Origin of the sequence: Chryseobacterium viscerum (genome assembly GCF_025949665.1) — a bacterium.
GTDB classification, from domain to species: domain Bacteria; phylum Bacteroidota; class Bacteroidia; order Flavobacteriales; family Weeksellaceae; genus Chryseobacterium; species Chryseobacterium viscerum_A.
The window spans coordinates 2,267,948-2,288,404 of sequence record NZ_JAPDFT010000001.1; the positions used below are offsets into that span (position 1 = coordinate 2,267,948).

Consider the following 20,457-nt stretch of genomic DNA (forward strand, 5'->3'; position numbering starts at 1 on the left):
GCCCCGTTTATAACAAAATCTCAGGTTTTCTATGGGGCTTAATTATTATTTTTAATGATACTTTTATAAGTATGAACGCGATCTTCTTCCTGGTACATATTGCATAATATCAGAAGATTATCCGTATTGTATTTTTCTGCAACCTGTTGCAATCTATGCTCCACAGATTGTGGCGTTTCTATGATAATTCTTTCTAAAAAGGTGAAAAACTCATCTTCATCTTTAGTTCCCAAAATCTTTTGCTCTATAGCTTCAGGAGAAAGAACAGCATTAGGACTGACTAATTGCCGGGATTGTAAAAACTGATAGGCCATTCCATAAGCATTCCTTCTTGCTGTATCAATAGTATCTGCTACTGATGCTGCCACTGCTACCTGCAAAGAAGGCTGGGAAAAATATTGAATGTCGTCAAATTCTCTCAGATAAGCTTCTGTATTTTCCATTCCGTTTTCACTGTTCATAAAAGCGGCGAAAGAATATCCTGTCCCATGTTTAGCAGCTTCTTTTGCTGAAGTCATTCCTGATCCCAGCCACATAATTTCAGGAATAAATTGTACATGAGTGGGTTGTGCAATAAGTCCGTCATAAATACTTTCCTCATCTCTGATCAATTGAATGATCTCTTCCAGTTTCGTTTCCATATTTGATAAAACTACCGGTTTATGATTATTGAGTGCCATTACAGCATCTTTTAATCCTCCGGGAGCTTTTCCCAATCCGAGAATAAAGCGCTCAGGATATAGGGTAGACAGCATTTTGGTCCATTCCGCAATTTTATAGGCAGAATAGTTCCGCATCATAATTCCGGCGGTTCCTATTTTGATACGGTTGGTTTTACTTAATATAACTGCTGCTAAAAGTTCAGGGCTGGAGCTGCCATAAGCTTCTACTCCATGGTGTTCGGAATACATAATACTATGAAAACCTGTTTCTTCAGCCAATAAAGCAAGATTGATACTGTTTTCCAATGCAGAGGCCGCACTGCCTCCCATTGTTACAGGTGACTGGTCTAAGATTCCTAATTTCAGCTTCATACTATAGAATAGATTTTATGTGAAGGTATAAAAAAAGACAATACACCTTTTCATTCTTTAGGCGGAAAGACAATTCCTTCATCTTTGATCAGATCGTAGCCAAACTGCATAATGGTTTCAATAACCGGAATGGCTTTTTTCCCTTTCTCTGTAAGGCTGTACTCTACTTTCGGCGGCACTACGGGAAATACTTCACGATGGATCATGTCCTTGGCCTCCAGTTCGCGCAGCTGGCTGGTCAGCATTTTGTCTGTAATATGAGGAATATCCTTTTTAAGCTCACTGAAACGAAGAGGTTTTTCCTGCAATCTCCATAGAACAGGCATTTTCCAGGTTCCTCCGATATGACTTAATGCAAATTCAATAGGTGTATAATAGAGTCTTTTATCGTGGAAAAATTCAGGCATAAAATCGTTTTTTAATTACACTTTCAAAAAGATAAGTATATAATTTTCTGAAAGTCTATTCTGCAAATTTGCAGAAAAAATAATAAAAATGAACAGATCTTTATGTACTGGCACCAGATCTTTCCGGAACCAAAAACACAGAAACTGGAGCTATAGGTGTAAGGAAATATACAGATACTAAAATTAATACAGAAAAAATAAGACCTTCCGAATAACGGAAGGTCTGTTTATAAAGTTTTTATGCGCATCTGATGTCAGCACATCCACCGCCACCACCATTTCCATTTCTGTAATAACATGTTGATGTAGGACAGCCACATGCTATACACTCACTCTCTGCAGGCGGACGACCTCCTGTGATTGTTTTTAAACTCTGTCTTGCGATTTTCTTTAGATTTTTCATAATAAATAAGTTATTAGTTTGAAATGACAATTTAGTAAAAAAATTGCTGAACAGTTTTAATTTTGATTGTTAAATAATGCTAAATTTTACACCTAGAATTTAAGAGCATTCAATAGGCTGAATTCTTCTTTATCGTAGATTTTTTCAATTTTTCCATCTTGCAAAAGGGCAATTTTATCACAGGTATGAAAAAGGGTTTCGATAATATGGGAACTCACAATGACTACCTTCTTTTCAGATTTCAACTGTCTGATAATGTCATAAAGAATATGAACCCCTTCAAAATCTACTCCATTGAATGGTTCATCAAGAATATTAATAGGCTTATCCAGCATCAGCATCCCGATAAGAGCCAGTTTTTTCTTCATCCCGCTGGAATAATACTGCACATATTTTTTCAGAGGAAGATTAAATCTTTCAATGATTTCTTTGATTTCAGTTTCTTTTTTTGAGGTAAAATAGGCAAGATATTCTTCTCCCGTAATATAAGGGTAAAAATAGTTTTCGGTTTCCAGGTAAGAAATCATTTCCCTTTTCAACCGTTCATTCTTCCAGCTGATCTCACCTGAGAATGGTATACTTTGGTACAAGGATTCAAACAGAGTGGTCTTTCCTGCCCCATTTTTGCCAAGCAGTCCCAATATGCAGCCTTCTTCTATGGATAGATTCAGATGATTTAAAACATTCTGATTTTTAAAATGAACATGTATATTTTTAATCTCCAACATATGTTTTAATATTTTGAGAAGCTTCTTTTATATTATTTTTCAATAGGAATACCGCCGGAATAATGATCATACTGCATATTGTATACTCAATAAAAACACCCATATTGTAGTAATTACTCTTTTCTTTATAATAATACTGCTTATATTTTCTGGTTAGAATCAGCATATAATACAGGTTCATAAAAACAAAATAATAAAGTATGTATACACTTTCGGCAGGATGCAGAATCAGAAACAGACAGTAGGTTGGCAGCAGCAAAGCATTGAAAAGCAGAGAATTTCTTCTGAGTTTTTCTTTTAAAGTATATTTTTTGAAATACATTTCCAGCATTTCTTTGTTTTCGTTAGGTTCGTAAAGATGTGAGATATAATCCAATGCAAAAACTCCCGCAAGAATCAGAGTCACAAAATGGTAAGCTGAACCCCATAAAATAACAAACCCCAGTACTGCGAGCAAGGTATTTTTTCTCAGAAAGCTTTTCCATTCAAATAAATCATCCGGAATAAAGTTCCACCGGAATGTCATCAAAGGTTGGCTTCTTGGCGTGATAAAAGCCAGTAAGACAAACATTGGCAATGAAAACAACGCGGTTTTCTCCAATGTATAATGAATATTTCCGCAAAGGAGAATACTGTAGATCAATGCGGCTTCCAGTACAATGATCCACCGCCAGCTTTTGACAAAGGCTTTTTTAAGAAAAGGAATGTCTTTTCTTTCGTAATGAAACAGCAATACCAGTAGGAAAAATAAGGGTGGATAATAGCAGCTTTCAGGTAGTTTCATGACGATCAGAACTCCCAGAACAATCAGAACAGGAACGCCTGCTCTCGGGTTCAGATTTAAAAGCCTGAAACTTTGATAGAATCTGAATTTAAAATGATGTAATATTTTTTTCAATGGAGCTAACTGAAGATTGACGATTTTAGTAAAGAATCAGATTATTTGTTCCCCGTTTTAAATTTTATAACAAGTTCCTCATTTTTGAGAGAATAGCCTTCTTTGGACCTGAAACTTTTATCCGTGAGGACAAATTCATATTCTTTACCAGGCTTAAGATCTACTCCCAAAACCAAAGTTTTATCAGTATTTTCCATTCCAATAACTTTGGTGATCGGCATATATTCTTTTCCTTTATCAGAAAGGTTGAAAGAATAGTATCCTGGCATCATTTCTTTTGAAAAAGTGATTCGTATTTCTTTTACATCTGGACTTACCTCTACAGAACCATTTGCCGGATCTATTTTTACAACATCCGGCGACATCTTACGGTATTCCTTAATCAAATCACTCGTTTTTTCTTTGAAAAACTTTGATTGGGTAAGGAAATTTTCTACAGCTTTATCATTGTCATAATTCAGCTCAATAATATCTTTAACTGCCTGCTTTTTATCTTTAGCATTCTGATAATATGATTTGCAAATCACATATCCTACGTAATATCCTAAATCTGCACTTTCTCCTTTTTGTCTTCCGTTATAAAGCCAGTTCGTAAAATTACCGGTGAACATTTCTTTTTTAAATAACTCTTTGATTTCAGCTGTATGAGCCGCTCCATAAGAAAGATATTTTCTTTCCAGAGGTTTATTCATGACTAGTTCGGCAATCAGATCACAGGCACCTTCTTTTATAGATTGGCTTAGAACTCTTCTACGGTCTCCGATCTGTTGGGTATGGATATATTCATGAACATTTAAAGAGACGATATTATCCAGAGACTGCATTGCAAAAACACCTTTCAGCCATTCATCTTTGAATTCTGAAACATCTGTAGAAGGAAGCCCTGTGGCAAGCTCAGCTCCTACCAACACCATGTTTCCGCTCACTGTTCCTCCGGAATTCAGCCCGCCAATAGTAAAATACATTTCGGCATCTTTTAGCTCAGGGTAAATCTGCTTCAGCCTGTCAACGCTGGCTTCAAATTCATTGGTCTTGGCCTTAATTGTCAACGTATTTGGCCTGATGGTATTCCAGAATTTAGGATACTTGTCAATAAGTTTTACATAAAGACTGTCATTATAATCTCTTGCGTTCATAAATGCTTTTAAGCCTTTTGTTGCTTTATCAGTATACAATTTCTTAATCAGATCCAGTTTTCTGGAATGATCGTTTGTGTTTTGAATGCTGTCATAAGCCACCCAAAAATTATCAATATCTAAAGTAAAAATTTTGGTTTGTTTCTGTGAAAAAGCACTTGCAAATACAAGTGAGAAAATAATGATTGTAAAACGTTTCATGGCTATTTTTAATAGCACAATGATACACACAATTATTATATTTTGCAAATCTCATTGTATGGTATAAACACAGTACATTTTAAGACTTTAGAAACCATGAAACCGGCATAATAACTCCACCAAAAAGAAGTCAGAATCTGTATTTTTTCATTTATTTATATCAATTCCAAATAATTTTAATTCTTTCCATTTTATTGTCGCAAATATTTAATACTTTAGCTTAATAATTTGAACAAATGGGAATAATCCTTAAACCAATTGATATTGTAGATGATATTTCACAAGAAGATTTCCGTGAAAAATATCTAAAGCCATGTAAGCCAGTGGTAATCAGAAATATGGCTAGAAAATGGCCTGCCTACCAAAAATGGACGATGGAGTACATGAAAGAAGTGGTAGGCGACGTTGAAGTTCCCCTTTACGACAGTTCCAAAGCAGATCCTGCCGCTCCCATCAATACTCCAACGACGAAAATGCAATTTCGTGATTACGTAGACCTTATTCAGAGGGAGCCTACTGATCTGAGAATCTTTTTCTTTGATCCTATAAAATTTGCACCAAAACTTTTGGATGATTATGTTCCGCCAAAGAATCTGATGGGTGGATTTTTAGATAAATATCCGAGTATGTTTTTCGGTGGGAAAGGTTCTGTGACCTTCCTTCACTATGACATAGACATGCCTCATATTTTCCATACCCATTTCAATGGAAGAAAACATGTTCTTTTGTTTGAGTACAAATGGAAATCCAGACTTTATAAACTTCCATATGCTACTTACGCACTGGAAGATTATGATATTGCCAATCCTGATTTTGAAAAATTTCCGGCATTGGATGGTATTGAAGGAATCGAATGCTACCTGGAACACGGAGATACTTTATTCATGCCTACCGGCTGGTGGCACTGGATGAAATACCTGGATGGATCTTTCTCTATTTCCCTGCGTGCATGGGACAAAAGCTGGGCTGTAAAAGCACATTCTCTTTGGAATCTTGCTGTTCAGCGTAATTTTGATAACTTCATGAAAGGACGATACAAAAAAAGGTATATGGACTGGAAAGAAAGAAAAGCAGTAGAAATAGCTAATAATGCATTAAGAAAAGGACTTCCTAAATAATAAGGATTGTTTTTACGTTATAAAAGAGTGGATGATTTAAGTACAATCATCCACTCTTTTTTATTTGCAGGCTCTATTTTTGAAATATCGTCTAAAATTTAATTAAATTGCATATACGTTCCCTAATACCCGTGTATATGTTTGAAAAGTTGATCGATAGTTTTGAGAAACTATGTCTGCAGATTATTATTGAAATATTATTGGTTCCGGTTACCATTTTCAAATTATTTCAGGATCCCCGCCGCTGCTATGATCTTTCTGTACACGAGATGGAGAAAGAAGAGACGGAACGTTTTCAGGATTATCTTTCTCCCATTAAGCTTTCCGTTTATACCTCTGTTATTATCTCTGTACTTTTAATGGATTACGGTGGTGAACACAATATTATTTCAAAGATCAAGGGATTAAGTATGGTAGAGAAAGCCCTGTTTATATTTCTGATGAATAATATTACTGCAGTACTCTTCAGCGTTGCTTTATTATGGTACAAAAAGGAAAAAATAAATACAGCCACTTTCCGGACTTTGCTGTTTTCTTTTATTTATACCACTGTGTATACCTCTACTCCATTTTTTATATTAATCAGTTCAGTAATGTTTTTAGGACAAACCCTGAATGTAGAGGCTTATCTGGATCATCTTGGCAAGGTGAGTGACTATGGGACAAGAGATTATCTGGTCTTTCTGGTCTTTCTGGTTTTTATTATCGTTGGAATTATTGGTGTCTTTAAGCTTTTCAAAGCGCTGCATTATATTCTGAAAAATAATTTTAGTTATCATCCTTATATTGTTTGGTTTTTCACGGTACTATTTTTTGTTGTTCAGATTTATTACGCAAGAGGATTTATTTAAAATCAATCTATCATACATCAACATACAAGTCTGTCCATATTTTTCTAAATTTGCAAAAATCTTATATTATGCCCCGACCACGAGAAAGAATACTAAGCACTGCCATGGTTCTGTTCCATAAACAAGGCTACAACAATACGGGCATCAATCAGATCATTGAAGAGGCAAATGTATCAAAGGCAAGTTTTTATCAGCATTTCAGATCTAAAGATGAGCTTTGTATTGAGTTTCTCAATAAAAGATATGACTACTGGGCTTCTGAGCTTGAACAGTTTACATCAGAAGCAAAAACAGTACAGGAAAAAATCCTGAAGTCGTTCGATTTTCTGGTTGATATGAATGAAAGAGAAGACTTCAGAGGATGCAGCTTTCTGAATATTTTATCTGAAATTCCTGCTGATAAAGAAGAGATTCACAAGGTAATCCGTTATCATAAAAACAAGCTGAGGGAGTGCTTCAATGAAGATATCCAAAACGATATTGCATCAGCCCATATATACCTTCTTTTTGAAAGTTCGATACTCACCAGCCAGCTTTACAGATCAAATGAATTAATCGAAAAGTCTAAAATTATTGTGCAGGATCTATTGAGTATTCCCCAATAAACGAAAATTCCAGGTTTGGGCTAAAGCCAATAGAATTATTTACAATTTGTAAGGCGGGCTAAAGCCCACCCCTATTGAATTTTAACAACAAGATCTTTTATCTTTCTATATTAACAATTCTTAAGAAAACCTTAATTTTCTCTTCAACACTTTCCCCAAACAGACGTTTAATTTTGTTGTGATTTTTATCTTAAAATAAGAAAAGTGAAAAAAATTTTTACATCTGTTTTATTTTGTGCCTCTATTTTTTTCTATGCACAGAGCGGTTCTCTTTCCGGAAACATCAACGACGATTCAAAAATAGCTCTGCCGGGAGCCAAAATCTCTCTGACTCCGGGAAATATCTATACGACCTCAGATGAACACGGAAGCTTTGTATTTCTGAATGTTCCCCCGGGAAGCTATACCATGAAAATTGATTATCTTGGTTATGGCATCCATGAATATAATGTAACAGTGGAGTCTGAGAAAAACACCCGTCAGAATATCGTTTTCGACAAAAAAGAAACGTCAATTGCTGCGATTGTAGTGTCAGGAGCTACTTTAAAAAATCAGGCAAGAGCTTTAAACAAGCAAAAAAATAACGCCAATATTACCAATGTGATTTCTTCTGATCAGATCGGGCGTTTTCCTGATGCCAATATAGGAGATGCTTTGAAGCGTGTTCCGGGAGTTACCATACAGAATGATCAGGGAGAAGCCAGAAATCTTATTATCAGAGGACTGGCTCCCAATCTAAACTCTGTTACGCTGAATGGTGACAGAATTCCTTCTGCTGAAGGTGATAACCGTAACGTCCAGATGGACCTGATTCCTTCTGATATGATTTCCACCATAGAAGTCAATAAAACCCTGACGCCTGATATGGATGCCGATGCCATTGGAGGTTCTGTAAACCTTATTACCAGAGCTTCTCCGAACGGACAAAGGATTTCTGCAACCGTTGCCGGAGGATACAACCCTATCCGTGAAAAAGGAAATTACACAGCCGGATTTGTGTATGGAAACCGATTTTTAGACAAAAAATTAGGTGCTGTATTCAGTTTTTCCTATAACAACAACAATTTCGGTTCGGATAATATAGAACCTGTATGGAGCCAGGCAAACGATCTGGCCCAAACAGTTTATGTAAGTAAAATGGGTGTACGTTACTATAATGAACACCGTATCAGGCACAGCTTTGATCTCAATATGGATTATGAATTCAATTCCAAAAACAAGATCTATGCTTCTGCAATGTATAATTTCAGGAATGATAAAGAAACAAGACTGGCTTTAGGATATAAAATAAAACCAGTCTATAACGCCGATGAAACAGAAATTACAGACTGGAAAGGAAGTATCACAAGACAGAATAAAGGTGGTGATGCTGATAATGACAACACCCGTCTGGAAAAACAGAAAGTTCAGAACTATGCTTTAAGAGGAGAACATTTATTAGGCTCCAAGATAGATCTTGACTGGTCCGTCAACTATGCAATAGCAAGTGAAGATAAGCCTCACCAGCGTTATATAGAGTTTGAAAACAGCAAAATGAATTTCTCTCCTGATCTTAGCAATCCTGAGAAACCAATGTTCAACCTCCTTGCTGCAGATAATTTAGGCAGTTATAAATTGAGTGATCTTTCGGATGCCAACAACTTTACACAGGAAAAGGAACTGGGAGCAAAAGTGAATGTACGATTTCCATTTTCAGTAATTGATGGCCAGAAAGGACGTCTTCGTACCGGTTTCCGTATGCGTCTGAAGAAAAAAGAAAGAGAAAATGATTTTTATTCCTTTACTCCGGTCAACACTATGGGAAGCCTCTTATCCGTACCTACGATAAACCTTGACGGCCAAAACTTCCAGCCTGGAAATTATGTTCCGGGAACATTCGTTGATCCATCTTTCCTTGGAGGGCTGGATTTATTCAATCCAACTTTGTTTAATGGTAAATTAAAGCCGGAGAAATATCTTTCCAGCAATTACAACGCAAAGGAGCAGATCTATGCAGGTTATATCCGTTGGGATCAGGATTTCAATGATAAATTATCAATGATCGTTGGGGCGCGTATTGAAACAACTAACATTGATTACACCGGAAACTATGTAATGAATGAAAAAGATCTGGTAGGACAAATCAATAATACCAATACCTATACGAACGTACTTCCGAATATTTCTTTCAAATATATTCCGATGCAGGATCTTGTGCTTCGTGCAGCATTTACCACAGCCCTTGCCCGTCCGAATTATTATTCACTGGTTCCTTACCTTAACGTGATTTCAGAAGACGAGATTGTTGCAGCCGGAAATCCAAACTTAAAAGCAACCTATGCGTATAATTTTGATTTTATGGCGGAAAAGTACTTTAAGTCTGTAGGGATTCTTTCCGGAGGAGTTTTTTATAAAAACCTGAACGATTTTATTTATACCTATTCCAAAAGAAATTATACTGCAAATGATTTCGCGAATGATTTTGCAGGACAGTCAAATCCAATTCCCGCGGGAGAAAGCAACTGGAAGTTTACCCAGCAGCGTAATGGTGATAATGTAGATATTTATGGTTTTGAAGTGGCTTTGCAAAGACAGCTTGATTTTATTCCCGGCGCTTTCTGGAAGGGACTTGGAGTGTATGTGAACTATACTTACACCAAATCCAAAGCAAAAGGAATCACCAATGAAGAAGGTATTGAAAGAACAGATGTAGGGTTTCCCGGAGCAGCTCCACATATGTTCAACGGATCTCTTTCGTGGGAAAATAAACGTTTTTCAGCCAGAGTTTCTATGAACTATGCGTCTCATTATATTGATGAACTGGGAGGAAAAGCTTTTGACGACCGTTATTATGACAAACAGTTTTTCCTTGATGCCAATGCTTCTTACAAGATTACAAGCCAGCTCAGAGTTTTCGCAGAAGCCAATAATCTGACCAATCAGCCGTTAAGATACTACCAGGGAATCCAGAGTAGAACAGCTCAGGCTGAATATTACAGACCAAGGTTTACGATGGGAGTGAAATTTGATTTTTAAAATACACATGAAAAACATACATTATATATTGGCTCTTTCGGTCCTTCCTTTGGTGATCAACTGTACAGGGCAGAAAGAAGTAATAGAAAAATTAAAACCGGCTGTTATTACAGAAACAGTAGTTCATGATACGGATGATCCCGCCATATGGATTAATCCACAGGATGCATCAAAAAGTATTATCATTGGAACTGATAAAGATACTGATGGAGGTTTGTACGCCTTTGACCTTAACGGAAAGATCACCCATAAAGTTTTAGGATTGAAACGTCCCAATAACGTTGATCTGGAATATGGTTTTATGCTAAACGGTAAAAAAACAGATATCGCTGCCGTAACGGAAAGAGAAACCAACAAGGTAAAATTATATACACTTCCTGAGCTGAAAGAAATTGGAGAAATCTCTGTATTTGATGGAGAATCTGAACGCGGCCCGATGGGAATTTCTTTATATAAAAATCCACAGACAGAAGAAATCTTTGTTATTGTCGGAAGAAAATCCGGTCCTGCTGACGGCTACCTTTGGCAGTATAAACTGACTGAAAAGAACGGATTCATCACAGGAGAAGTTGTTCGTAAATTCGGAAAATACAGCGGACTGAAAGAGATTGAAAGCATTGCTGTAGACGATGAAATGAGCTATATCTATTATTCTGATGAGCAGTTCGGAGTTCACAAATATTATGCAGATCCGGAAAAGGGAAATGAGGAATTATCTGTTTTCGGGAAAGGTGATTTCAAATCTGATGTGGAAGGAATTTCAATCTATCCTACTGCTAAAGGACAGGGATATATTCTTGTTTCAAATCAGCAGAATGACACATTCAACGTCTATCTAAGAGAAGACCAGTCAAAAGGAAGAATTGCAGAAATTCCTGTTTCTACGCTGGAAAGTGATGGTTCTGAAGTGACGAATGTTAATTTAGGTCCCAAATTTCCTAAAGGTGTCTTCGTTGCGATGAGTAATGGCAGAGTATTTCACTTTTACGATTGGAGAATAGTTGAAAAAGCCATTAAATCAGCAGTGAAAACTGGTAAATAAAAATTAACATTTAAACCATTAAGGTTGATAAGGTTTTAAGAGTATTAAGTTGGGCTATACTGTCATTGCGAACCAAAGGTGAAGCAATCTCATGAGCTGAGTTCAACCTAATACTCTTCATTGTTCTTAATAACTTAACAGGACTTTAGAATTCTTCAACGCAAAGGCTGTTTTGCATTACGTACTATTTTAAGGGAGCTAAGAAAAAGCCGATTTGCAATCGACTGATGAAGCTAGTGCTTATCCATAAGCTTTTTAAGCAGTTTTACTGCTATACTTTGCCTCCTCATATGAATTAATTACATTTAATCTTTGCGTTTTAAATAATAATGTACGCTAAACTTTTTACTGAATATGTTTCTTCAGAAATTCTGCAGTGAATGATATTTTGTTTTTCAATAGCTCCTGTGGAATACCTTCAAACAATACTTTCCCACCAAACTTTCCTGCTCCCGGCCCCATATCAATAATCCAGTCTGCCTGTGAAATAATATCAAGATTATGTTCTATGACAATCAGTGTATTATTCTGCTCTACAAGGTTATTAAAAAAAGTCAGTAATTTTTGTGTATCACTTGGATGCAGCCCTGTACTCGGTTCATCAAGAACAATAATCTGATTGGTGTTCTTCAGCTCTTTTGTGAGTTTAAGGCGCTGTCTTTCACCTCCGGAAAAGCTATCCAGCCTTTGCCCCAAAGTCAGATAATCGAGCCCCAGCTGTATCAGCAGATCAAAGTTTTTAAGAACCGTTTCTTCCTTAAAAAAAGAAATAGCCTCAGAGACTGTCAGATTCATAACCTGCACAATTGTTTTTTCGTTGTAGATATATTGCAATACATCAGGATCAAATCCCGAACCTCCGCAAACTTCACAAGGCTGTTCAATATCATCCATAAAAGCAAGATCAATTCTTTCTGTTCCCAATCCTTTGCAGTTTTTACAGGCTCCTTCACTATTTCTGCTGAACAGTTTGTCTGAAACATGATTAGATTGTGCAAAAAGCTTTCGCACAATATCTGATATCCCCAGATAAGTAAGCAGATTAGAGCGGACGCTTGCAGCAAACAAAGATTGATCAATAATGGTCACATCAGGATAAAGCTCCGGCAGAATACGATTAATCAGAGTGCTTTTGCCAGATCCTGCAACTCCTGTTACAACTGTCATTACTCCGGTCGGAATATTTACAGTCACATTGTTAAGATTATACCTGTTGGCATTTCTAATTTCCAGGTATCCATCAGATTTTCTGAATTTTTGTTTTATAAACGGTTTCCTTGCAAAATAAGAACCTGTTTTGCCGGCTGAACTCTTTAAGTTTTTAAATGTTCCTTCATATACCACTTTTCCCCCGTTTCTTCCTGAGCCCGGGCCTATATCAATAATATGGTCTGCCATTTTTATCAGGTCGGGATCATGCTCTACAATTAAGACAGAATTTCCTTTATCCCTGATCTGCTGTATGATGGTGATAATATTTTGCAGATCTTTGGGATGAAGACCAATACTGGGTTCATCAAAAATGTACAAAAGATCTATCAGATTGTTTCCCAGACTCCGTACCATTTTTATACGCTGAGATTCTCCCCCGGAAAGGGTGTTGGTACTCCTGTCAAGAGTCAGATACTGCAATCCGATGGTCATTATATTCTGAAGTTTTGCTGAAAGTTCTTTGATGACGACTTCATATTGTCTTGAATCCAGCGAAGTAATAAACTCAAGCAGTTCGTCCACGGAAAGAGCCATACAGTCTGCAATACTTTTTCCTTCGATCTTACAGGACAGGATTTTTTCATTCAACCGTTTTCCCTGACATAAAGGGCAGGTTTTTGTGATCACAATATTCTTCAGGGCATCTTTTCTTGTGATATTTTCTTTGGAATCTTTTTTCAGGAACGCTTTTTCTATTCTTGGAACAATCCCTTCATATTTTACGGTTTTTCCCCAGTCTTTATGGGGATGTTTAGGTTTATGCTCTGGTGCATGCAGCAAAATCTCCCATTCTTTTTCGGTAAAATCTTTCAGTTTTTTATCATTATCAAAATATCCGGACAAGGTATATCTTGTTAAACGCCATCCACCCGGCTGAAAGGTCGGAAACCGGACTGCGCCTTCATGTAAGGATTTTTCACGATCAATTAAAGCATTCACGTCCAAGGTCTGAACAAAGCCCAGTCCTTCACATTCCGGGCACATTCCCTGCGGATGATTAAATGAAAAAACGTTAGAATAGCCTACAAAGGGCTCTCCCATTCTCGAAAATAATAGTCTTAAAGAAGCAGACACATCAGCCGCTGTTCCCACCGTAGACCTGGCATTTCCTCCTAACCGCTTCTGATTGATAATGATAGGAACATTCAAATTTTCAATTTTATCTACATCAGGCAGGCCATAATGCTGCAGACGGTTTCTGATAAAACTGTTCTGGGTTTCATTAATCTGCCTTTGAGCTTCTGCTCCAATGGTTTCAAAAACCAATGAAGATTTCCCGGATCCTGATACTCCCGTAAACACCACAATCTTATATTTTGGAATTTTTATGTAAATATTTCTGAGATTATTTTGCCGGGCATTGGTAATTTCTATATTTTCCATATTTAAAATACTTAACTTTGTTAATAATTAACTAAGTTAAGTATATTTATCATGAAACACACTGAAAAAGAGTTTTTTAACACATTTACTAATTTCCAATGTCTTATTCTGGCTCATATGAACCGGGGAAATATTAATGGAGTTACAGCGGCACATTATAATATCATTGAATTTATTCTAAGAAAAGAAACAGCCACAGGAAGGGAAATCTCAACAGCATTTAATATCAGCCAGGCAGCTATCTCCAAGCAACTTAAATTTCTGATCAGTAATGATTTAATTATTAAGAAACAGGAAGAAACAGATCATAGAAAATACAATCTTTCAGTAACGGATAAGGGAAGGTTTATCATAGAAAATTCAGAAACTTTCCGTAAAAACATTACCGGACAGACAGCTTCCATACTGACTGCTAAAGAATTGGAAAATTTTAATTATCTGCTAAACAAAGTCCTGAATCATGTAAAATTGTAATACCTTTCTTCTACTTATAGGTCCCAAATACCCTGTCCCAAATAGAAGTATAGAATCCAAAATTTTTGCTTTCATCCAGATGATGCACATTATGAAACCTTGTGGTTCCCACGAAGAAGTGGTCAAAAGAAGCCGGAAAAAATTCTCTGTTCAGGTGTCCTATGGTTCCCCAGATGAGATTGAGCAAAAGATAAATGGAAATGGAAATGACTGAGAAATCATAACCGATGAGTAAAGCAAGCATCATCAAACCAAATCCTATAGTTTCAAAAGGGTGCAGAACAAAAAGGCTCAGAAAATTGGTACTTACATGCTCGTGATGTTTTCTGTGCAGAATTTTATAGATAAAAGGCAGATGAGCTCCATAATGAAAGAAATACATCAGCAGATCCATCAGAAGAAGCAAGGCAATGACTTCAGCTGCTATCTCAACTCCCGATTGATTTTCTCCAAGAACAATCCATCTGTTTTTCCATAATAATGCTCCCAGCAACATGACAAAGCTGTTACAGATTATGGTAAAAAGGCTGAGGTAGAAATCGGATCTTGTAACAGGATGATTTTTTTCCTGCAGCTGACTTTTACGACAGGTCTTTTCAATAAAAACATATAAACCTATAGAAAACAGGTACAGAAAACTGTTAATGATAAGGCTGAATATCATCCACTGCGGCCAGGAAAACTGCCAGAACAGATGCAAATAACCGAAAAATTCTGTTTGATTAAAATTCATAAACCTGTTATCCTTCAACTTGAAGTCATAAAGGTATGAATTTCACAGTAAAATCAGCTGATAAAGTCAATTTCAGACACTATTTCTGTCTTGCCTTTCTTCTGAGCTCCCGAAGTCTTACGGTAAGGTTTTTCCGTAAATTATTATGATACTGCCGATAGTTTTTGATGCTGTTCTCAAGATTCTTTTTATTAAGCAGATATTCTTCATACAGATGACCCAGTTCTGAAATCTGTGTAGCCACATCCGAAGGCTGGCTTTCGGGATCTTCTGCAGCTTCTATCAGCAGACGGTAGTATTCAATGCGGCTGGTCAGGTTCATGTGAAGTTTCGGTTCTATTCCCTGCATGATTTTTTGATTTTATTGATTTACTGAATAGATTGAAAGTAAACTGGCAAAAAGTTAAGTCGCAAAATGGCGAAGAAATTTTTATAGGTTTTACTTTTACTATTCTATATCTTATTTTTTATTTTTCATTATTAAAATTCAGCAAATTGGCTCTTTTGCTTTTTCATCCTTTCATTCAAAATTACTTCCCTGTCACCATTGGAGGGACATCACTCTGAAATAAAATCTTAGCCTCTCCATTCTTTTCCTGACCTGCGGATTTGAAATACCCTCCGTTAAGGGCTGAAGAAATAAGAGTTTCATTAGGATCACCCAAAGGTAATAGCGGCAGCCCGGCATATTCGTTGACAATGACCTGTGGAGAAATTCCATTGCTGTATTCTCCGGCTCCATTGGCATTGAATACTTTATAAATTACCGGATGAATCTGCCAGGAAATTTTTCTTGGTTTCCGCTTGTCTTCCACTACAAATCCGGCCATATCTTTACCTAACGTAGTATCTCCGATCTGAATAACCTGCATATACGGCTTCAGATTGTTGATGACAATTTCCGCAGCAGATGCTGTACTGTTCGATGTGAGAATAAATACTTTCTGTAATCCCAAAGCATTAGCACGTAAAGTGGCAAAATCAAGAGCTTTAGGATCATAGGCAATTTGCTGTGCAAATGTTCTTTTTACTTCCCCCCCGTTTTTATTTCCTTTAAAAATGATGAATGGTGAGCCAGATGATAACCCTGAAGGAATCAGTGAGCAAAGTGCAGCAGCAGATGATACCGAACCTCCATAATTGTAGCGGAGATCCAGAATCAGTTCCTGTACTCCGGCAGCCTTAAATTCTGTAAATTTTTGATTCAGCGTTTGTGTCATTCCGTCCGGGAAATCATAGATATACAGATATCCTGCTTTTTTACCGTTTTTCTCGAAAACTTTAGATAAAATGGGTTGTTCAAAAGAGAAGCCATAGTAAACGGTAATATTTTTTTCATCAGCAACCGTTCCGTTCTGCCATTTCCCTACGGTAAGATCTACAACGGTCTGGTCTTTAATGGATGAGGCCATTGATTCAGCATTTGCTGCGGTAATAACTTTTCCATTGATTTTGGTAATAATCATTCCCCTTTCCAGACCTGCATTAAAGGCCGGAGAATTTTGAAGAACCAGCTTAATGATGGTAACAACCTGATTGCTGGCAAGCTTAACAACGGTGTAATCAAAGCCGTACATATTCCTTATAGAACGTGGATAGCTGGAAGAATCTTCAGTATTCACCATGAAAGAAAAACGGTCCTGAGAAGACAGAAGGCTCTTAAAAAAATCCTTTACAGGAAGCCTGTAATCAGGTTTCGCAGGCATCTGATCTGCCCAGTAATAATACCGTTTCATGCTGTCCTGAACCCAGAGATTCACAGATTCTGTACTCCCTTCCGGAAAAACAGGTGCGCTTTCGTCATTATTATTCGTACACGAAATGAGAAAGACTACGATGGCAATGCATTGAAGTTTTAAAAAGTTTTTCATACTCAATTACAGATATTCTGCGACATCAATATCTCCTTTTACTACCCATTCTCCATTTTCTATTTTTTCCTGAAGAACAATCATGTTTGCTCCTGTGTGCTGTTTCAATTTCACCTGAATCATTTTAGATCCTGCATAAGGTTCTGTAGTTCCCGGTTTATACAATTCCAGATATACCGGAGCTGTAGAACTGAAAAAACTATAAATTTTCACTGCGGTAAAGTTGTCTTTCCCGATATTGTCAAATTCTGCGAGCACTACTCCGTTTTCTCTTTTCAGAACACCTTTTACATTTTCCAGAGAAGTCCCTGAAAGTTCGCCAAGATTTGGGAAAATAAATTCAAACCCCACTTTCCCAAGATTAACCTGAGGTTTTACAGCATAAGTCTGCAGATAAATCCCCGGAAGATTGAAAAAGTATAAGGTTTTAAAATCATTTATATTGTCATAAGTAATATTGTATTTTGCAATTTCAGTTCCTGTTTCATTATTATATACAGACAGCTTATTGGTTTCTCCCTGATCCAGGACAAACTGAAGCTGGGTTTCTATTTTATTGGTATAGGAGGTTTTTCCGTCAATGGATACAGGTGCTCCGTTGAATCTCAGCTGAAGGATATCAGGCTTGGAAAATCCTTTGATATTAACCTCTCCGGGTTTCTGTACTTTATCATACAACTCCATCGTGTTGCTGTCTGTGCATGAAAACAGTGCAGTAAATAATAGTAGTAATGCGAAGATTCTATTCATCTTTCTTCAATTATTTCATTGTAAAACTTAAAAATATTGCCCTACCCAAAGCAGGGCAATATATAATTATAAAAAAACTAGTTGGATATGTTCTGGATAGCCTTTATCAAATACTATCCATTCTTTTTATATAAAAAATTCATGGTGTTTCTGGAATCAGTTTCTAAAGGAAGAAGAGTTATTTTTTAATAAACTTCAATCTTTCCGTAGTCTTTCCGTCTGTGATTTCTGCTATATAAGCTCCAGGTGTAAGACCTGCTGTATTAATCGCTTTGGAATACTGAGCGGTAAGTACTTTTTGTCCTGCTGCATTATAAAGGGTTACCACCGTCATATTCTCTTTCAATGCCGGATTAAGCTGCAGCTGTAAAGATTCTTTTACCGGATTTTCTGCTATTTGTGTTACAATTTTGTTTCTTTTTACATCCTTAGTTCCCAAAAATGAAGTAGTGTAGATCCCCATTTCATCGATATTGATATTCTGAACGTTATTTCCGCTTGTTTTTCTGTTTGACCACATTCCGATATAGATTTTCTTCCCTGCAAAAGCAGAAAGATCTACAAGGGATTCTACAAACTGGGTAAGATCAGCCGGAAAAGGATTGGCTGAGTCACCTACCTGTATTTTGTAGATACTCTGAACGTCATTTCCATTTGCATCTACCGTCATTGCCTGGAAGTCTGATAACTCAGGAACTTCTTTCTGCGGCGTGCTTACATAGATAAAAAGCTCTCTGGCAACAATGGTATGAGTAGATCTCTGTCTTCCGATATAAGCGGCCAGAGTAACAGTTCCTGCAGTATTTGTAAGATCAATCTGAGGAGAAATAATCCAGTCATTTTCTGTACCAAATCCCGTAGCACTTCCAGTTGGAACCAAGCTGGTAGAGTGACGAAGAACGCCTGTAGTTCCATACGCCAGGGATATTCCGTTGTGATAGATGTTCTGCCCCTGTACCCATCCGTTGCCATTATTGTTCAAATCATGGAAAGTCCATCCCTGAAGGTCAGCAGGAGTATCAAAAGAATTTCCCCATACCAGAGACTGTGCTGCAGCCAGATGAGATAAAAACAGAACAGATGATAAAATTATTTTTTTCATAATGCTGATTATTAAGGTTTTTGAAGTAAAAGCAAGGAATCAGCATGTGCTGTTCCCTGCTTTTTTTAAAGTTTTTATTATTCTACAATAGAGAAATTGTATTTTGTCCAAAGTCCCTGGAAGTTTCCACAGTTTCTTGGAGATACATTCCAACCACCTTCGTTGAAGAAAGGCTGGCTCATACCCCATAGAGATGCAGGAGTACCAGTCGCAAGGTTAGCTGCAGGAATTCCTGCTGTTCCAGTACCTGTAACTGAAGTCGTAAATCCGTGGATCTGGATTGTGTTGTATGCTGAAGCTGAAGAAAGTTCAGAACCTGTACCTTCTACTTTGATTCCCACAGGGTAACCTGTAACTACAGCATTATTTAATGTTAATCTACCATGTCTTCTGATGTGGATTCCGTTTTCATACAAAGCACCTTTAGTAGAGTTCTTAGAACCAATGATCGTAAGGTTGTTGATAACCGGATGAGTTAACAATGATGTAGAAGAACCGTCTGCATTGTTATCAAGCTCGATACCGTTAGAATCCGGGCTTGATCCGCTAAGACTGTGTGTAGAGTTGTAATCTGCCAAAGCAAGAGCACAAGTAATAGTTCCTGTATATCCGTTATCGAAATCGAAGTTATCATCATCCGCAGCGAAAGAAACAAGGTTTGAAGCGTTTACAGTACCACCGAAGAATTCAAAAGAGTCATCTTTCCCGAAAGATACCTGAATATGATCCAAAGTAGTTCCGTTTCCTACTCCTCCTAAAGTAAGACCATTGATTTCGTTTCCTGAGTTCGGAGCTAAAAGATCGAATCCTGCAAACTCAATACGTACATACTTCAATGTTCCACCGTTGTGAGAAGCATTAGTACCCCCGTAATAGAAATCCGGACCAGATAGTCCTTCAATTGTTTTTGTGAACGGAGTGTTGGTAGGTGCATCTCCTAACATGATAACTCCTCCGAAATCACCAGGAGCAGCAGTTGTATCTTCATTTCCATCCAGCAATTTGTAGCTTGTGAAAATGATTGGCTGAGCTTCAGTACCTGCTGCATTAATTTTTCCTGTTTTAGCAATTACCAAAACTCCTGTAGCAGTATTGCTTGTATTTGGCTTAGCTTTAATGAATGTACCCGGCTGGATTGTTAGTGTAGCACCATTTTTTACCGTTACAACTCCGTCTAATTCAACTACACCGCTCCATGTTGTATTTGAAGTAATATCACCGCTTACGCTGGTTACCGGAAGAGCCGAAGCTGTAAGGTACTCAGCAGAAGTAGATTTCATTTCAAATGGAGATGATGAATCCGCCAGTTGATCGTTTTGACAAGCTGTAAGAGATAATGCTGCCACTGCAATTAGAGTTAGTCTTTTCATTGTTATAATTTTTAATAAATCCGGTCGTGTTATTTTATACCAGATCAGTTTTTTAATATTCAGGAATATCTGCCTCTCTATTCCTTCGATTTGGTTTTTAGAATTCATCCGTCACTGCAGGAGG

General features: G+C 37.1%; 19 protein-coding genes. 6 read left to right on the top strand and 13 right to left on the bottom strand.

What is annotated here, in order from left to right; translation table 11 throughout:
* Positions 1-38: 38 nt before the first annotated feature.
* The 6 genes from OL225_RS10365 to OL225_RS10390 all read right to left on the bottom strand — a co-directional run bounded on the left by OL225_RS10365 (position 39) and on the right by OL225_RS10390 (position 4,807).
* Complete coding sequence (locus OL225_RS10365; protein WP_264518186.1) at positions 39-1,034, bottom strand: MsnO8 family LLM class oxidoreductase; 996 nt, start codon at positions 1,032-1,034, stop codon at positions 39-41.
* Positions 1,035-1,084: 50 nt separating this feature from the next.
* A complete protein-coding gene (locus OL225_RS10370) occupies positions 1,085-1,441 on the bottom strand; it encodes a winged helix-turn-helix transcriptional regulator (RefSeq protein ID WP_264518187.1) in 357 nt (118 codons plus the stop codon).
* Between the two features lie 238 nt (positions 1,442-1,679).
* The gene (locus OL225_RS10375) at positions 1,680-1,844 is read right to left on the bottom strand and encodes a bacteriocin-like protein (RefSeq protein WP_156118363.1); all 165 of its coding nucleotides are present in this window, start codon (positions 1,842-1,844) and stop codon (positions 1,680-1,682) included.
* 92 nt (positions 1,845-1,936) lie between these two features.
* Positions 1,937-2,572 carry an ATP-binding cassette domain-containing protein gene (locus OL225_RS10380; RefSeq protein ID WP_047375511.1) on the bottom strand — a complete coding sequence of 212 codons (636 nt, stop codon included), beginning with the start codon at positions 2,570-2,572 and terminating at the stop codon, positions 1,937-1,939.
* The gene (locus OL225_RS10385) at positions 2,559-3,470 is read right to left on the bottom strand and encodes a hypothetical protein (RefSeq protein ID WP_264518188.1); all 912 of its coding nucleotides are present in this window, start codon (positions 3,468-3,470) and stop codon (positions 2,559-2,561) included. The genes OL225_RS10380 and OL225_RS10385 overlap by 14 nt, the downstream gene beginning before the upstream one ends.
* A 41-nt stretch (positions 3,471-3,511) precedes the next feature.
* Positions 3,512-4,807 (bottom strand): Ig-like domain-containing protein, encoded by a 1,296-nt coding sequence (locus OL225_RS10390; RefSeq protein ID WP_264518189.1) that lies wholly within the window; start codon positions 4,805-4,807, stop codon positions 3,512-3,514.
* A 236-nt stretch (positions 4,808-5,043) separates the two neighbouring features.
* On the opposite strand from OL225_RS10390, the gene OL225_RS10395 reads away from it, so the two are divergent.
* The 5 genes from OL225_RS10395 to OL225_RS10415 all read left to right on the top strand — a co-directional run bounded on the left by OL225_RS10395 (position 5,044) and on the right by OL225_RS10415 (position 11,438).
* Entirely contained in the window at positions 5,044-5,925 is an 882-nt protein-coding gene (locus OL225_RS10395; RefSeq protein WP_047375519.1) for a cupin-like domain-containing protein, read from the top strand.
* Positions 5,926-6,062: 137 nt separating this feature from the next.
* Positions 6,063-6,776: a hypothetical protein gene (locus OL225_RS10400; protein ID WP_264518190.1), complete on the top strand. Its 714-nt coding sequence runs from the start codon at positions 6,063-6,065 to the stop codon at positions 6,774-6,776.
* A 68-nt stretch (positions 6,777-6,844) separates the two neighbouring features.
* Complete coding sequence (locus tag OL225_RS10405; RefSeq protein ID WP_047375524.1) at positions 6,845-7,381, top strand: TetR/AcrR family transcriptional regulator; 537 nt, start codon at positions 6,845-6,847, stop codon at positions 7,379-7,381.
* Between the two features lie 204 nt (positions 7,382-7,585).
* A complete protein-coding gene (locus OL225_RS10410) occupies positions 7,586-10,396 on the top strand; it encodes a TonB-dependent receptor (protein ID WP_264518191.1) in 2,811 nt (936 codons plus the stop codon).
* Between the two features lie 7 nt (positions 10,397-10,403).
* Complete coding sequence (locus OL225_RS10415; protein ID WP_264518192.1) at positions 10,404-11,438, top strand: phytase; 1,035 nt, start codon at positions 10,404-10,406, stop codon at positions 11,436-11,438.
* A 345-nt stretch (positions 11,439-11,783) separates the two neighbouring features.
* Here OL225_RS10415 and OL225_RS10420 read toward each other — a convergent pair whose 3' ends face one another.
* A complete protein-coding gene (locus tag OL225_RS10420; protein WP_264518193.1) occupies positions 11,784-14,033 on the bottom strand; it encodes an excinuclease ABC subunit UvrA in 2,250 nt (749 codons plus the stop codon).
* Between the two features lie 51 nt (positions 14,034-14,084).
* Here OL225_RS10420 and OL225_RS10425 point away from each other — a divergent pair, with 51 nt between their 5' ends.
* Positions 14,085-14,507, top strand: coding sequence for a MarR family winged helix-turn-helix transcriptional regulator (locus tag OL225_RS10425; RefSeq protein WP_047375530.1), 423 nt, complete (start codon positions 14,085-14,087; stop codon positions 14,505-14,507).
* 10 nt (positions 14,508-14,517) lie between these two features.
* On the opposite strand, the gene OL225_RS10430 is transcribed toward OL225_RS10425, so the two are convergent.
* The 6 genes from OL225_RS10430 to OL225_RS10455 form a co-directional block, all read right to left on the bottom strand.
* Complete coding sequence (locus OL225_RS10430) at positions 14,518-15,240, bottom strand: sterol desaturase family protein (RefSeq protein WP_264518194.1); 723 nt, start codon at positions 15,238-15,240, stop codon at positions 14,518-14,520.
* 79 nt (positions 15,241-15,319) lie between these two features.
* Positions 15,320-15,589, bottom strand: a complete 270-nt coding sequence (locus OL225_RS10435; RefSeq protein WP_047375532.1) for a hypothetical protein — start codon at positions 15,587-15,589, stop codon at positions 15,320-15,322.
* 181 nt (positions 15,590-15,770) lie between these two features.
* Complete coding sequence (locus OL225_RS10440; protein ID WP_264518195.1) at positions 15,771-17,111, bottom strand: S41 family peptidase; 1,341 nt, start codon at positions 17,109-17,111, stop codon at positions 15,771-15,773.
* 6 nt (positions 17,112-17,117) lie between these two features.
* Complete coding sequence (locus tag OL225_RS10445; RefSeq protein WP_264518196.1) at positions 17,118-17,861, bottom strand: hypothetical protein; 744 nt, start codon at positions 17,859-17,861, stop codon at positions 17,118-17,120.
* Positions 17,862-18,039: 178 nt separating this feature from the next.
* Positions 18,040-18,963, bottom strand: a complete 924-nt coding sequence (locus OL225_RS10450) for a T9SS-dependent choice-of-anchor J family protein (RefSeq protein ID WP_047375537.1) — start codon at positions 18,961-18,963, stop codon at positions 18,040-18,042.
* 77 nt (positions 18,964-19,040) lie between these two features.
* Positions 19,041-20,333, bottom strand: coding sequence for a hypothetical protein (locus OL225_RS10455; protein ID WP_047375841.1), 1,293 nt, complete (start codon positions 20,331-20,333; stop codon positions 19,041-19,043).
* Between the last annotated feature and the right edge of the window lie 124 nt (positions 20,334-20,457).

Bases quoted from the DNA above. Each gene is read 5' to 3' on its own strand.
- OL225_RS10430 (WP_264518194.1), bottom strand. From the start codon at position 15,240: ATGAATTTTAATCAAACAGAATTTTTCGGTTATTTGCATCTGTTCTGG.
- OL225_RS10395 (WP_047375519.1), top strand. From the start codon at position 5,044: ATGGGAATAATCCTTAAACCAATTGATATTGTAGATGATATTTCACAA.
- OL225_RS10365 (WP_264518186.1), bottom strand. From the start codon at position 1,034: ATGAAGCTGAAATTAGGAATCTTAGACCAGTCACCTGTAACAATGGGA.
- OL225_RS10375 (WP_156118363.1), bottom strand. From the start codon at position 1,844: ATGAAAAATCTAAAGAAAATCGCAAGACAGAGTTTAAAAACAATCACA.
- OL225_RS10390 (WP_264518189.1), bottom strand. From the start codon at position 4,807: ATGAAACGTTTTACAATCATTATTTTCTCACTTGTATTTGCAAGTGCT.
- OL225_RS10405 (WP_047375524.1), top strand. From the start codon at position 6,845: ATGCCCCGACCACGAGAAAGAATACTAAGCACTGCCATGGTTCTGTTC.
- OL225_RS10435 (WP_047375532.1), bottom strand. From the start codon at position 15,589: ATGCAGGGAATAGAACCGAAACTTCACATGAACCTGACCAGCCGCATT.
- OL225_RS10400 (WP_264518190.1), top strand. From the start codon at position 6,063: ATGTTTGAAAAGTTGATCGATAGTTTTGAGAAACTATGTCTGCAGATT.
- OL225_RS10415 (WP_264518192.1), top strand. From the start codon at position 10,404: ATGAAAAACATACATTATATATTGGCTCTTTCGGTCCTTCCTTTGGTG.
- OL225_RS10380 (WP_047375511.1), bottom strand. From the start codon at position 2,572: ATGTTGGAGATTAAAAATATACATGTTCATTTTAAAAATCAGAATGTT.
- OL225_RS10440 (WP_264518195.1), bottom strand. From the start codon at position 17,111: ATGAAAAACTTTTTAAAACTTCAATGCATTGCCATCGTAGTCTTTCTC.
- OL225_RS10370 (WP_264518187.1), bottom strand. From the start codon at position 1,441: ATGCCTGAATTTTTCCACGATAAAAGACTCTATTATACACCTATTGAA.
- OL225_RS10450 (WP_047375537.1), bottom strand. From the start codon at position 18,963: ATGAAAAAAATAATTTTATCATCTGTTCTGTTTTTATCTCATCTGGCT.
- OL225_RS10420 (WP_264518193.1), bottom strand. From the start codon at position 14,033: ATGGAAAATATAGAAATTACCAATGCCCGGCAAAATAATCTCAGAAAT.
- OL225_RS10455 (WP_047375841.1), bottom strand. From the start codon at position 20,333: ATGAAAAGACTAACTCTAATTGCAGTGGCAGCATTATCTCTTACAGCT.
- OL225_RS10425 (WP_047375530.1), top strand. From the start codon at position 14,085: ATGAAACACACTGAAAAAGAGTTTTTTAACACATTTACTAATTTCCAA.
- OL225_RS10445 (WP_264518196.1), bottom strand. From the start codon at position 17,861: ATGAATAGAATCTTCGCATTACTACTATTATTTACTGCACTGTTTTCA.